The sequence below is a fragment of the Halobaculum gomorrense genome, assembly GCF_900129775.1.
GTDB classification, from domain to species: Archaea; Halobacteriota; Halobacteria; order Halobacteriales; family Haloferacaceae; genus Halobaculum; species Halobaculum gomorrense.
On the sequence record NZ_FQWV01000002.1, the window covers coordinates 1 to 12,635 of the forward strand.

A 12,635-nucleotide genomic window follows, 5' to 3' on the forward strand; every position below is an offset into this window, starting at 1 on the left:
GAAGCAGTCGCTACCTCCGTTGAGGCGGGCGATTTCGAGCATAGATCACTCAAAGATCGTTCCGCCTCACTCTTCATCCTTATCTGAACACCGCCCCGATCGGCCGAGGAAGGTATTTGCGGCTCCATCCCATAACGATGGTACCTTGAACGACCGTTCGATCGGAGCGGCCGCGCTCGTCGCCGCCCTCCTCATCGCCACCTCGGCGCTCGCGCCGTTCGTCGGCGTCGCCGGCGCGGTGCCGGACGCCCGCGTCGCGGTGACCGACGCGACCGTCGCGCCCGCCACCCCGACCGCGGGGGCGCCGATCACCGTCGATGTCACCGTCCGCCTCTCGGCCGGCAGCGACTCCGCGGCCGATCTCGACAGGGTCGCAGTCCGCGACGCCAACGGCACCGTCCTCGGGGTCGCGACCGGTCTCGGAACGCTCTCGCCCGGCGAGACGCTCACGGTCCCGGTGACGTTCACCGTCGACGACCCCGGCGCGTACGACCTCTCGGTCGTCGCCACCGTCTCCGATTCGGATGACGAGACGGCGACGGCCAGCCGCCCGCTCTCGCTCGTCGTCGAACGGGGCGCACCGCTGGTGGAGATCGCCGCGCCCGCGGCCGTCGCCGGCGACGACTCCGCCGTCGAGGTCACCGTCTCGAACCCGACGGCCGCCGCCCTGCGTGACCTCGCGGTCACGGTCGTCTCGCCGCCCGACGGCGAGCGGCTCCGCCGGGCCGTCGCGACCCTCCCGGCGGGCGCGAGCCGGACGCTCAACTTCTCTGTGGTGCCCGCCGCTCCGGGCGAGCGGACGATCCGCGTCCGGGTCGACTACACGACCGTCGCGGGCACCCGCGCGACCGTCGCCCAAGAGCGCGGCGTCACGGTCGACCCCCTGACGGCCGACGTGGGCGTCCGGGTCGCGGCCGCCAGCGCCGACGGGGCGGGCGACGCCGCCACCGCCGGCGGCGGCGCGGCCGGCCTCGCGGGCCTCATCGGCGTCGGGGGCGGCGGCGCCCTCCAGCAGTCGACCGGCGGGAGCGGCGGGGACGCGAGCGGCGACCGCCTCGCGGTGACCGTGACCAACTTCGGTAACGCCGCGATCGAACGGGTCGTCCTCGTCCCCCGGGGCGACGACGGGACGACCGTCTCCGCGATCGGTCGCGTCGCCGTCGCGGACGCGCTCGCGCCCGGCGAGGCGGCGACCGTGACCGTCGACCTCTCGGACGTGGAGACCGCCGGCGAGGTGGCGTTCGTCGCGCGGTACGACCTCGGCGACGAGCGACGATCGGCGGTCGCCGGCTACGAGTTCAGGCCGAAGCGCGGCGCCGTCGAGCTGACCGGGCTGAACGTCAGCATCGCCGACGACGGGTACGTCACGATCGACGGCAACCTCGGCAACGTCGGCGGCGGCGAGGTGTCCGGCGTCGTCGTCGGCGTCGCCGCCGCCGAGGTCGCCGCCCCCGCGTATCCGCAGCGGAGCTACTTCGTGGGCACCGTCGGGGCCAGCGAGTTCGCCCCGTTCAGCGTGACCGGCCGCGTCGACGCCGCGAACGCGACGGCGATCCCTGTCCGGGTGGCGTACACCACCGGCGACGACCGCGTCACCGAGGTGATCGAGGTCCCGCTCCCCGCAGACCAGCCGTCCGCGAGCGGGCCGCTCGGTGCGCTCGCGGCGATCGACCCCGTCGGCGGGCTCCTGCTCGCGGTCGGGTTCGCGGTCCCGATCGCGGTCGCCGTCGCCGTCCGCAGGTACGTATGACCGGGGACGCGGACGCCGACGCGGGCGCCGCGGGCGTGTCGGACGTGGTTCCGCCGCTGCGCCTGGCGGAGGTGACGAAGCGCTACGAGGGCGGCGGCGGCACCGTGACCGCCCTGTCGGACGTGGACTTCGCGGTCGGCACCGGCGAGGTCGTCGCCGTCGTCGGGCCCTCCGGGTCGGGCAAATCGACGATGCTGAACCTCCTCGGCCTGCTCGACGATCCCACGGAGGGCCGCGTCGAGCTCCACGGCGAGCCCGTCGCCGGCCGGTCCGAGCGCGAGCGCACCGACGTGCGCCGCGAGACGATCGGGTTCGTCTTCCAGGACTTCCACCTGATCCCGACGCTGTCGGCGGTCGAGAACGTCCGGCTCCCGACGGCGTTCCTTCCGGCGGACGCCACCGACCGCGCGGTCGACCTGCTCGAACGAGTCGGCCTCGGGGAACGGCTGGAGCACACCCCCGACGAGCTGTCCGGCGGGCAGAAACAGCGCGTCGCCATCGCGCGCTCGCTGATCAACGAACCCGACGTGCTGCTCGCCGACGAGCCGACCGGCAACCTCGACCGCGACACCGGCGTCTCCGTGCTGGAGGAGGTCCGCGCGATCGCAGCCGGCGGCGTCGGCGTCGTCGCCGTCACTCACGACGACCTCGTGACCGAGTACGCCGACCGCACCGTCGAACTCGTCGACGGGGTGCTTCGAGATGCCTGACTGGTCCCGGCTCCGGGCGTGGCTCCGGGGCGCCCGTCGGCGTGCGGACCGCGGTCGCCGTGGCGTCAGCGACGCGGTCGCGGGGGCGGTCGCCGCCGCGGTCGCGGCCGCGCCGTCGACGGTCGTCGACCGGACCCGTCGGACGGCGGCCGCGCTCGGTCGTCGCTTCCCGGCGGTCTCGCTCGCGCTGCGCAACCTCTCACGTCAGCGCCTCCGCGCCGGGCTGGCCGCGCTGGGCATCGTCATCGGCGTGTTCGCGGTCGTCGCCCTGGGGATGCTCGGCACCGCGCTCCAGACAGCCGCGACCGAGGAACTCGGCGGCCTGGGGAACCAGGTGATCGTCAGCCCGGCCGCCGAGTCCGGCCGGGAGTCGCTGAACAGCCGCGACCTGGCGGCCATCGAGCGCGCCGCCGCCGGTCGCGGGACCGTGATCCCGCTGAAGTCGACCGGCGCGACCGTCAGCGGCGGCGGCGGCCGGACGGTCGCACAGGTGTACGGCACGACGAACCCCCGACCGCTGTTCGGCGACGCGCCAGGCGTCCCCGACTACCACCGTCAGGGCGCGCTCGTCGGCGCCGACGTGGCCGACGCGCTCGACCTCCGCGCCGGCTCGCAGGTCACGATCGAGTCGAACACCTACCGCGTCGTCGCGGTGCTCCCGCCGCAGTCGAGCATCACCCCGCTGCGAGCCGACTCGGCCGTCGTCCTCCCGCCCGACGAGTTCGCGACCGAGGAGTTCTCGCAGGTGGTCGTCCAGGCCGACTCGGGGAGCGACGCCGACGCCGTCGCTCGCGAGGTGCGCGAGCGGCTCAACGCCCGCGAGCGACGGGTGTCGGTGTTCTCACTGACGAGCGTGCTCGACCGGATCACGGAGTTCTTCGCGCTGCTCAACGGCTTCCTGCTCGCGGTCGCGGGCGTCTCGCTCGTCGTCGCGGGCGTGTCCATCTTCAACGTCATGCTGATGACCGTCTCCGAGCGCCGCGGGGAGATCGGCGTCCTGCGCGCGGTCGGCATCCACCGCGACCAGGTGCTGCGGACCCTGCTGGTGGAGGCGACGCTGCTCGGCGTCGCCGGCGGCGTCGTCGGCGTGCTGCTCGGAACCGCCGGCGTCGTCCTCGTGGCGCTCAACACCGAGCTCCCGATCGACGCGGTGCTCGTGGCGGCGAACGCGCTGGTGGCGCTGGGGGCGTTCGCCTTCGGCGCGACGGTCGCACTCGTGGGCGGCCTCTACCCCGCGTACCGCGCGGCGTGGGAGCCGCCGGTCGATTCGCTGCGCGGCTGAGTCGTCGCCGGTCGACGCCGACTGGCGGCGACCGACCCGAAGACACTTGCGGCCGTGTTCGCTCCTGACACCCATGTCCACCTGCGTGGGCACGATCGACGAGGACCGCGCCCCGGAGACGACGACGCTGGTCACGATCCAGGGCGCGCGCGCCGGCGAGAAGACCGCATCGCTCATGGTCGGGTTCGCGCCGAACGGCTCGGTCGTCGGCGTCCACAACGACACCGCAGCAGGCCGGTGGTGGCAGTACGACGTTGACCCGCTCCCCAACGGCGACCTGCTCGTGGCGACGACCGAGCCCGGCATCACCGTCGTCGAGCGCGTCGACCCCGCCACCGGCGAGCACGTCGAGGTGACCCGCCTGGAGCACGTCGAGGACGCCCACGACGTGGACTACCTCGGCGACGGCGAGTTCGCGACCGTCGACAAGGGCGACGAGCGCAACCGCGTCGTGATCTACGACGAGTCGGGCGAGCTCGTCTGGCAGTGGCGCTTCGGCAATCACACCGACCGATTCCCCCGCGACGGCGGCGGCCCCTACGGCAAGGACTGGACCCACGTCAACGACGTGGACCAGATCGGCGACGACACGCTGCTCGTCTCCGTGCGCAACTTCGATCAGGTGATCGCCATCGACCGCTCGACGAAGGCGGTGAAGTGGACGCTCGGGGCCGACGACGAGCACGACGTCCTGAACGAGCAGCACAACCCCGACTTCATCGAGGGCGCCGACGGCCGCGCGACGGTCCTCGTCGCCGACTCCGAGAACGACCGCGTCGTCGAGTACAGCCGGACCGCCGACGGCGAGTGGGAGCGCACGTGGTCGCTGTCGGGCGGCGGCCTCCACGAGCCGCGCGACGCCGACCGCCTCCCCAACGGCAACACGCTCGTCACCGACCGCCGCGGCCACCGCGTGCTGGAGGTCACCCCCCGCGGGGAAGTCGTCTGGGAGGTGTACACCCCGTGGCAGCCGTACGACGCCGAGCGCGTCGGCACCGCCCGCGGCTCTGACGGCCCGACGATGCGGCAGGTCGGCGCCGAGGGCGACCAGACGATGACCGGCGGCACGAGCTTCGACACCGCGGCGATCGAGGCGTGCTACGAGTACCTCACCGGCGTCGAGCGCGACCGGCTCGTCCCCGAGGACGAACTGTGGGGCACCGGCGGCGAGCTGGGCGATGCGGGGACCGTGACGCCCGGCGGAGCCGGCGCGGACGGCGACAGCGCAGGCAACGACGGGGACGCCGGCACCGACCGCGCGTGGACGACCGTCCCGGACGAGTCGATCGTCGAGACGCCCGGCCTCGGCGTCCCGGCGGCGCTGACGGCGCTCGCGGCGGCGGTCGCGCTCGCGGCGCTGGTGGCGGTCCGGCGTCGCCCCTGAGCCGACCGCCGACGGGGCTACCCGAACCGGTCCAATCCCGCCTGCCGGCGCGCGACGCCCGGCGGGTCGCGCTCCCACGGCGTCCGCGCGTCGCGAAGCGCCGCGGCGTCGTCGTCGCCGGAGGCCGGGTCTCCCGGCTGCCACCCGGAACACGACTCCCCGCAGTCGCTCGCGGGGTCGACGACGCGGTCGAAGTGGGCACAGCGTGGCCGCCCGTCGGCGGTCGCCCCGCAGTTGTCGCAACCCGGGAACGCGTACGTCCGCCACCCCTTCCCGTAGGCGCGCTCGGCGATCCGGCGGCGCTTCTCGGCCTTCTCGTCGGCGCTGACGATGGCCACGTCCGTCCGTCCGGGGTGTTCAGCGAGCAGTTCCACGCCGGGACCGTCGGTATCCAGCGGGGTCGCCTCGCGGATCACCTCGTGCTCGCCGGCGGCGGGGCGGAAGCGCCAGACGCCGACCGACTCGGGGATGCGGTTCAGGTGCGCGCCGGTGACGTGGCTCTCGGTCGCGAGCACGACGCGGTCGAACAGCGCGAGGCTGGCGTCGACTCGGAGCTGGCGCCGGAGGTCGCCCGGGCGACCGAGATCCGGCTTGTTCTCGATGGCGACCAGTTCGTCGACCCAGTCGTCGGGGTAGCGCGTCGCCTTGCGGACGTAGCGCGTCCCGCCGTGGCGCTCCTCGGTGAAGAAGCCGCGGTCGACGGCGGCGTCGGCGATGCCGCGCGCGCGGTCGGGGCGGGCGTCGACGGCCTCGGCAACGGGAACCGCCTCCCCGACGCCCGCGTCGCTCTCGACGGCCTTCGGCGGGATCGTTCGGTCGGTGATCCGCGTGCGCTCGTCGAACGCCGGACCGGGGACGAGGCCGACGATGTCGACGATGCGGCTTCCGGGGGCGGCGACGGCGCCGCCGAGCTGGCGCGCGAGCACCCAGTCGGTCGCCGCTTCGAGGTGGGCACACAGCGCCAACTCGAAGCCGAACTCCATACCGGGGCGCGGGACCGGACGGGCAAAAGCGCTCGCACGCGGCGGCGGCGGGACGGGTCGCGGCCGCGTCGCTGCGCCGCGGCGGGACCGACCGCTATCGGGGGTGATACGCGCGACGACGGGCTTTTGTGTCGGATCGACGCCTCAATCGCATGGACAGACGACGATTCCTCGCGGGCGCGGCCGCCGCCGGCGTCGCGGGACTGGCCGGCTGCGGAACCGCGTCGGGGACGGTTCGGCCGCCGTCGCTCCCCGAGGACCGACTGGACGAAGGGGGCTGGGAGCGGACGCGCACGGACACCCGGGAGGTACTCTCGCGGACGGTCGCCGGCGTCGACGTGACCGCGACGGCGGTCACCCGCGTGTACGACGACGCGGCGCTGCGCGCGGCGGTCTCGGAGAAGACGCTGGGCGCGCTCGACGCGCCGCTGTCGAACGTCTTCGCCAGCCGGATCGCCTTCTCGCCGAACCTCGCGGAGATCCCGCTGGAGTCGGCGCGGGAGGAACTCGCCGCCCGCGCGGGTGCGGTCGCGCGCGACCAGTTCGAATCGCAGCTCTCGTCGGCCGGGCTCACCGACATCTCGGCCAGCGACGCCGGGACGCTCACCGTCGAGACGGGCGAGGACGCCTCGCTCACCGAGTACAGCGCCGCCTTCTCGTTCGACGCGCTGTCGTTCGACGTGCGCGGCGAGACGGTCACCGTCGAGGGCGGCAGCGCCGCCGTCGAGGGGTTGCTCGCCTCGTGGATCCACGACGGCGGCCTCCTGATCGCGGGCGGGGCGTACCCCGCGGAGAGCTTCGCGCGGACCGTCGAGCAGGATCTCTCCGGGGCGATCACCGTCACCGTCGACGTGGATCTGGGGCTCACCCCCGACGCGTACCGCGATGAGGTCCGCGGGATCGTGACGCACGTCGAGTAGGTTCGACTCCCGTGGCCCGCCATCGCTCTCGCTTCACCCCGCGGACCGCCGGATGCACAAGCGGTTAGTCGCGCCCCGCCGAGGCGACCGGTATGCGAACCACCGACGCCTTCGTCGCGCTGCGCTGTATCGACTGCGACGCGCGCCACGACCCCGGCGAAGTCACCCACCGCTGCCCCGACTGCGGCGGCATCACCGACCCTGAGTACGACCTCGACGCGGTCGACCTCACTCGGGCGGACCTGGAGTCGCGCCCGTTCGACTCCCTGTGGCGCTACGAGGAGCTGCTCCCGTTCCCCCGCGAAATCGCCGTCTCGCTGGGCGAGGGCGCGACGCCGCTGGTCGAGTGCCCGACGCTGGCCGATCGGATGGGCGTTGGCGCCGTCTACATCAAAGACGAGGGCCGAAACCCGACGGGGACGTTCAAGGACCGCGGGCAAACGGGGGCCGTCACCGCCGCCGTCGAGCACGGAGCGAGCCAGATCGCCTTGAACAGCGCCGGCAACGCCGGGCAGGCCGCCAGCGCCTACGCCGCCCGGGCAGGGCTCGACTCGCACGTGTTCCTCCCCAACCGCGCCGGCTTCACGCAGAAGGGGATGACGGAGGTCCACGGCGGCGACCTCCGGGTCGCCGAGGGAGAGATTACCGACGCCGGCGCCGAGTACGCCGCCGCGATGGAGCCCGGAAACGAGGGCGACGAGGCGGGCTGGTACTCGACGAAGACGTTCGTGACGCCGTACCGCCACGACGTGAAGAAGACGATGGCCTCCGAGACGATCGAGCAGTTGGACTGGGACGTGCCCGACGCGGTCGTCTACCCGACCGGCGGCGGCGTCGGCCTGATCGGGATGCACAAGGCGGCGCTGGAGCTTCGCGAGCTGGGGTTCACTGACGACCTGCCAGGGATGTACGCCGCGCAGGCGGAGGGCTGCGCGCCGGTCGTCCGCGCGTGGGAAGACGGTGCGGAGGCTCACGACGCCTGGGAGGAGATCACCACCGTCTGTAACGGCATCGCCGTCCCCGACCCCGGCGCGTCGTCGTGGATCCTCGACGCGATCGAGGCGTCCGGCGGCGGCGCGGTCGCCACGAGCGACGGGGCGATCCTCGACGCCGCGATCGAGGTCGCGCAGGCGGAGGGCATCGAGGTCGGCGCGACGTGCGCCTCGGCGGTGTCGGGCGCGTTCGAACTCGCCGAGCGGGGCGATCTCGGCGCCGACGACACGGTCGTCCTGCTCAACACGGGCGCCGGGAACAAGGACGTGGACACCCTGCGGAGCCACCTCAGGTCGCGCGAGGAGGAGTCCGAGCGCGACGCGGCGGCGTAGCCGGCGAACGCGGCGCCGGCGGCGAAGGTTTTTGTCCGAAGATGGGGGCAGTCACTCGCGATGTAAACGCCACACGAGCCCCTCCGTGTACGCCACACAGCCGCGGCTCGCGGGTCGGTATCGGGCGGCTCGGGTGAATCCCTCGTCACACGGGGCTCGGTGGGGGTAACCCTCGTCACGGCCGCCCGGGCCGACGTAGCCGACCGGCGCGTATCACTCCTTCCCATCGTCGCCGCGAGCGTCCGCGTCGTCGGCGCGGTCCCACGCCGCGAGCGCGCGGTGCCGCTCGGCCGCCGCGCGGACCGCGTCGGCGTCGAGCACCCCGTCCTCGGTCACGATCGTCACGGTGTCATCGGGGGCGCAGTCGAACAGCGGCGCGTAGGGGTCCACGCCCTCGGGCGCCTCGAAGTCGGCCCGTTCGGGGTGGAACGCCGCACCGTCGGGAGCGATCTTGTCGCAGGCGGTCACCGCGTACACCGGCACGTCCTCGCGGGCGGCAGCCAGCGCCAGTCCGCGCGTGCCGACCTTGTTGGCGACGCCGCCGTCGGGCAACACCGCGTCGGCGCCGACGAGCGCGGCGTCGACGCGGCCCTCGGCGAGCAGCGACGCGACCGCCGAGTCGGGGAGCAGGGTGACACCGCGGTCGTCGTGAGCCGCGCGGTCCGTCCCGGCGTCCGCCGCCAGCGACGCGGCCACCTCGCGTCCCTCGCCGCCCGGCTCCGATTCGGCGACGAAGGCCGGACCGTTGAGGCGTTCCAGCGCCGCGGCGACGGTGCCCGAACGCGACAGCGTGAGCACCGCCGCCGACTCGCCGTCGTCGCCGTCCCCGCGATCGGCCAGCAACGCGGTCGCCTCTCGCGCCGCGCGGTCGTCGGCGTCGGCGGCCGCGTCGACCGCCCGGATCGCGCGGTCGCGAACCGCGGTGGGTGTCCGACCGGCCTCGCTTCGCTCACGGGTCACTGTGTTCCCCGTTCGTGTCGAGGCCTCCCTGCGGTCGGCCTCGCTCATCACCCGGTTCACCCGCGTCGCCAGCGCGGTCATCCCCGGCCGAGCGTCCCGCAGGGCGCGGGCGGTGTCGGCGACGCGCGCCCAGCCGTCGTCATCAGCGTTGTCGCCGTCGTCATCAGTGCTGCCGCCGTCGTCGTTCGCGAGCGTCGCCTCCGCGGCCTCGTCGCGTAGCGCCTCCAGAGCCCGCAGCGAGATTGACGCGGAGCCGTGCGTCCGGTCGCCAGCGACCGTCGCGACGGTCGGGCCGACCGCCCGGTAGGCGTCCCACAGCGACGGCACCGTCTCGCGCTCCAACATCGCGATCGGCTGGATCCACTCGGTCTCGGCGAGTTCCTCGTTCGGTCGCACGCGACGGGTCGCGCAGTCGAACAGGAACGGGTGGACGGTGAACGAGTCCTGTTCGTCGTCGACGGCGATCGGGTCGCCGCGGCGAACGGGGGAGAGGTCGCCCTCCGCGATCCCCGTCTCCTCTCGGATCTCGCGGAGCGCGTCGTCCAGGGCATCGTCGGCGTCGCCCTCGACGTAGCCCGAGATGCCGCCCCAGCGACCGCGGTACGTGCTGACGGCGTCGCTTCGTCGGACGAGTAGCACCGCGCCGCGGTTCCGGAGGAACGCGGTGACGACGTGTGCCATATCGGCGTGTCGGCCGCCTGCGACTTCGAGCTACCGGCGGTGGTGCGGCGCGAACACCGGCCACGTGTACCACCACCGGCGCGCTTTTGCGGGCGACGGCCGCAGGACGCGTATGGAGCTCTTCGCCGTCCCCGACCTGCCCGAGATCCGGGAGGGGGACGACCTCGGGGCGCTGATCGACGATCGGGTCGACCTCCGGCCCGACGACGTGGTCTGCGTCGCCTCGACGGTCGTCTCGAAGGTCGAGGGCCGCGCCTTCGACCTCGACGACTTCCCCGCCGGCCCGCGTGCCAGAGAGATCGCCGCCCGCCTCTCGGAGATCTCGGGCGACGAGAAGGACCCCCGGTTCGCGCAGGCAGTGCTGGAAGAGTCGACAGAGGTGATCATGGACGCGCCGTTCCTGCTCACGGAGTCGCGCTTCGGGCACGTCGGCGTCAACGCCGGCATCGACCGCTCGAACGTCCCCGGCCACGACCTCCTTCTGCTCCCGGAGCGCCCCTCCGACTCGGCCGAGCGCATCCGATCCGGGCTCTCCGCCGACCGCGTGCTCGTCACCGACACGTGCGGGCGGCCGTTCCGCCACGGCCAGCGCGGCGTCGCGATCGGCTGGGCCGGCATGGCCCCCGCCCGCGACTGGCGCGGCGAGGCCGACCGCGACGGCCGCGAACTCGGCGTCACCGTTGAGAGCGTCGCCGACGAGCTCGCGGCCGCCGCTAACCTCGTCGCGGGCGAGGGCGACGGGGGAACCCCGGTGGTCGTCGTCCGCGACTTCGAGTGGGGCGACCACGGCGAGCACGACGCCCACTTCCGGGACGTGGACGGCGACCTGATCCGGCAGGCGGTTCGGGGGTGGGAGTTCGATGAGTGACGAGGTCGGAGGCGGCGCTCACGCCGCCGACGCGGACGCGCCGATGATCGGCGTCGAACTCGCGCCCGAACACTCGGTCGACCGCATGGTCGAGTTGGGGACGCTCGCGGCGGATGCCGGTTTCGACTCGCTGTTCGTCTCCCACCACTACAACAACCGCGACGCGTTCTCCGTCCTCTCGCGGCTGGCGGCCGCGACGGAGACGGCCCGCCTCGGCCCCGGCGTCGTCAACCCGCTGGAGTTCCACCCGGCGACGCTCGCCTCGAAGGTGGCGACGCTCGACGAGGCCAGCGGCGGCCGCGCCGTCTTCGGCGTCGGTCCGGGCGACCCCTCCACCCTCCGGAACCTCGGGCTCGCCGACGACCGCGGGCTCCGACCGGTGCTGGAGGCGTTCAAGACCGCGCAGAAGCTGTGGGCCGGCGAGCGCGTCGACGGCGGGTCCACGTTCGACGCGGCCGACGCGGGGCTGAATTACGAGCCGCCGCAGGGCGCCGACATCCCGGTGTACGTCGGCGGCGAGGGGCCGCACATGTGCCGGATGGCGGGCAAGCACGCCGACGGCCTGCTGTTCAACGGCTCGCACCCCGACGACCTCGCGTGGGCCAGAGAGCAAGTCGAGCAGGGCACGGCCGACCGCCCGGACTCGCGCGGGGGCTTCGACCTCGCGGCCTACGCGGCCGTCAGCGTCGCCGAAGACGCGGCAGCCGCGCGGGAGGCCGCCCGCCCTCCCGTGGCGTTTATCGCCGCCGGCGCGGCCCCGCCGGTGCTGGAGCGCCACGGGGTCGACGCGGACCTCGCGGGCGACATCGGCGACCTGATCGCCGCCGGAGAGTTCTCTGAGGCGTTCGAACTGGTCACGCCCGCGATGGTCGACGCCTTCTGCATGGCCGGCGACCCCGAGGCGGTTGCCGAACGGATGGCCGCCGTGCTGGACCACGCCGACTCGCTGGTCGTCGGGTCGCCGCTGGGACCGGATCTCGACGCCGCGATCGAGCTGGCGGCCGAGGCGGCCGCCCGCGCGACGACGTGATCCGCGAGAAGTAGCGTCGATCCGACGGTTCGAGCTGTGTCGACGCCGCGCCGTTCAGCGCTGGCTGCGGGCGCGCTCGCGCCGGCTCTTCGCCGCGAGGTTGCCGATGCCGAACTCGTAGCCGAGCGCGCCGAGCGCGAGGTACCCCAGCACCAGCGACGCGCCGCCGACGAACGCGGCGCCGAACAGGAACGAGACGAACGACAGCGGGTCCCGGAGCGCCACCTCGGTCACGAAGATGACGATCAGGTCGACGACGCTGGTGACCAGCCGGACGAGGAAGTCGATGACGGTTACCATGCCTCGGGGTCGGCCCCGCGGGGACTTGAGCGTTGATGTGTCCGCGCAGCGAGGCCGGGACCCGTCGCTCGCTCCCGCCGCCGCGGGGCGCTCGCCGGAGTTAACTCCGCGGCCGCAGAGGTATCGTCCGTGCCGGAGGACCACTCGCTGGAGGAGTTCGCGTCGGCCGACCCGGGCGGTTCGACCGACTCGACCGAGCCGAACGACGACGCTGTCGATCGCGTCGACGCGGACGGCGACGGCGCCGACACCGACGCCGCCGCCGACGCGACCGCTGACGCGGTCAACCCCGCGGCCCCGACCTACGACCACTCGCCGGACGGCGCCGCCTGCGCCGCCTGCGGCGACTCGGTGACGCGCCGCTGGCGCGACGACAGCGACTACGTCTGCGCCGACTGCAAGGAGTGGTGAGGGGCGCATCGCCGCCGCCGGCGACACCGCG

Annotated in this window: 12 protein-coding genes; 9 read left to right on the top strand and 3 right to left on the bottom strand. The window is 73.8% G+C overall.

What is annotated here, in order from left to right:
* The first annotated feature begins 145 nt into the window (after positions 1 to 145).
* The 4 genes from BUE16_RS03570 (at position 146) to BUE16_RS03585 (ending at position 5,126) form a co-directional block, all read left to right on the top strand.
* The gene (locus BUE16_RS03570) at positions 146 to 1,750 is read left to right on the top strand and encodes a CARDB domain-containing protein (protein WP_073307076.1); all 1,605 of its coding nucleotides are present in this window, start codon (positions 146 to 148) and stop codon (positions 1,748 to 1,750) included.
* Complete coding sequence (locus BUE16_RS03575) at positions 1,747 to 2,460, top strand: ABC transporter ATP-binding protein (protein ID WP_073307077.1); 714 nt, start codon at positions 1,747 to 1,749, stop codon at positions 2,458 to 2,460. Before BUE16_RS03570 ends, BUE16_RS03575 begins: the two co-directional genes overlap by 4 nt.
* The gene (locus BUE16_RS03580) at positions 2,453 to 3,742 is read left to right on the top strand and encodes an ABC transporter permease (protein ID WP_079991477.1); all 1,290 of its coding nucleotides are present in this window, start codon (positions 2,453 to 2,455) and stop codon (positions 3,740 to 3,742) included. Before BUE16_RS03575 ends, BUE16_RS03580 begins: the two co-directional genes overlap by 8 nt.
* Positions 3,743 to 3,815: 73 nt before the next feature.
* Positions 3,816 to 5,126 carry an aryl-sulfate sulfotransferase gene (locus tag BUE16_RS03585; protein ID WP_073307078.1) on the top strand — a complete coding sequence of 437 codons (1,311 nt, stop codon included), beginning with the start codon at positions 3,816 to 3,818 and terminating at the stop codon, positions 5,124 to 5,126.
* 17 nt (positions 5,127 to 5,143) lie between these two features.
* On the opposite strand, the gene BUE16_RS03590 is transcribed toward BUE16_RS03585, so the two are convergent.
* Positions 5,144 to 6,109 carry a DUF5787 family protein gene (locus BUE16_RS03590; RefSeq protein WP_073307079.1) on the bottom strand — a complete coding sequence of 322 codons (966 nt, stop codon included), beginning with the start codon at positions 6,107 to 6,109 and terminating at the stop codon, positions 5,144 to 5,146.
* A gap of 152 nt (positions 6,110 to 6,261) precedes the next feature.
* On the opposite strand from BUE16_RS03590, the gene BUE16_RS03595 reads away from it, so the two are divergent.
* Complete coding sequence (locus BUE16_RS03595) at positions 6,262 to 7,029, top strand: twin-arginine translocation signal domain-containing protein (protein WP_073307080.1); 768 nt, start codon at positions 6,262 to 6,264, stop codon at positions 7,027 to 7,029.
* Positions 7,030 to 7,121: 92 nt separating this feature from the next.
* Positions 7,122 to 8,354, top strand: coding sequence for a threonine synthase (locus BUE16_RS03600; RefSeq protein ID WP_073307081.1), 1,233 nt, complete (start codon positions 7,122 to 7,124; stop codon positions 8,352 to 8,354).
* Positions 8,355 to 8,567: 213 nt separating this feature from the next.
* Here BUE16_RS03600 and BUE16_RS03605 read toward each other — a convergent pair whose 3' ends face one another.
* Entirely contained in the window at positions 8,568 to 9,995 is a 1,428-nt protein-coding gene (locus BUE16_RS03605; protein WP_073307082.1) for an NUDIX domain-containing protein, read from the bottom strand.
* A gap of 112 nt (positions 9,996 to 10,107) precedes the next feature.
* On the opposite strand from BUE16_RS03605, the gene BUE16_RS03610 reads away from it, so the two are divergent.
* Together BUE16_RS03610 and BUE16_RS03615 are read left to right on the top strand one after the other, a co-directional pair.
* Positions 10,108 to 10,863 (top strand): coenzyme F420-0:L-glutamate ligase, encoded by a 756-nt coding sequence (locus BUE16_RS03610; RefSeq protein WP_073307083.1) that lies wholly within the window; start codon positions 10,108 to 10,110, stop codon positions 10,861 to 10,863.
* Between the two features lie 43 nt (positions 10,864 to 10,906).
* Entirely contained in the window at positions 10,907 to 11,893 is a 987-nt protein-coding gene (locus BUE16_RS03615; protein ID WP_073307603.1) for a 5,10-methylenetetrahydromethanopterin reductase, read from the top strand.
* Between the two features lie 54 nt (positions 11,894 to 11,947).
* On the opposite strand, the gene BUE16_RS03620 is transcribed toward BUE16_RS03615, so the two are convergent.
* A complete protein-coding gene (locus BUE16_RS03620) occupies positions 11,948 to 12,193 on the bottom strand; it encodes a hypothetical protein (RefSeq protein WP_073307084.1) in 246 nt (81 codons plus the stop codon).
* Positions 12,194 to 12,322: 129 nt separating this feature from the next.
* On the opposite strand from BUE16_RS03620, the gene BUE16_RS03625 reads away from it, so the two are divergent.
* Positions 12,323 to 12,604: a DUF7573 domain-containing protein gene (locus BUE16_RS03625; protein ID WP_073307085.1), complete on the top strand. Its 282-nt coding sequence runs from the start codon at positions 12,323 to 12,325 to the stop codon at positions 12,602 to 12,604.
* Positions 12,605 to 12,635 lie beyond the last annotated feature (31 nt).

Coding starts and splice junctions, on each gene's coding strand:
- BUE16_RS03575 (WP_073307077.1), top strand. CDS start 1,747: ATGACCGGGGACGCGGACGCCGACGCGGGCGCCGCGGGCGTGTCGGAC.
- BUE16_RS03580 (WP_079991477.1), top strand. CDS start 2,453: ATGCCTGACTGGTCCCGGCTCCGGGCGTGGCTCCGGGGCGCCCGTCGG.
- BUE16_RS03585 (WP_073307078.1), top strand. CDS start 3,816: ATGTCCACCTGCGTGGGCACGATCGACGAGGACCGCGCCCCGGAGACG.
- BUE16_RS03590 (WP_073307079.1), bottom strand. CDS start 6,109: ATGGAGTTCGGCTTCGAGTTGGCGCTGTGTGCCCACCTCGAAGCGGCG.
- BUE16_RS03595 (WP_073307080.1), top strand. CDS start 6,262: ATGGACAGACGACGATTCCTCGCGGGCGCGGCCGCCGCCGGCGTCGCG.
- BUE16_RS03600 (WP_073307081.1), top strand. CDS start 7,122: ATGCGAACCACCGACGCCTTCGTCGCGCTGCGCTGTATCGACTGCGAC.
- BUE16_RS03605 (WP_073307082.1), bottom strand. CDS start 9,995: ATGGCACACGTCGTCACCGCGTTCCTCCGGAACCGCGGCGCGGTGCTA.
- BUE16_RS03610 (WP_073307083.1), top strand. CDS start 10,108: ATGGAGCTCTTCGCCGTCCCCGACCTGCCCGAGATCCGGGAGGGGGAC.
- BUE16_RS03615 (WP_073307603.1), top strand. CDS start 10,907: ATGATCGGCGTCGAACTCGCGCCCGAACACTCGGTCGACCGCATGGTC.
- BUE16_RS03620 (WP_073307084.1), bottom strand. CDS start 12,193: ATGGTAACCGTCATCGACTTCCTCGTCCGGCTGGTCACCAGCGTCGTC.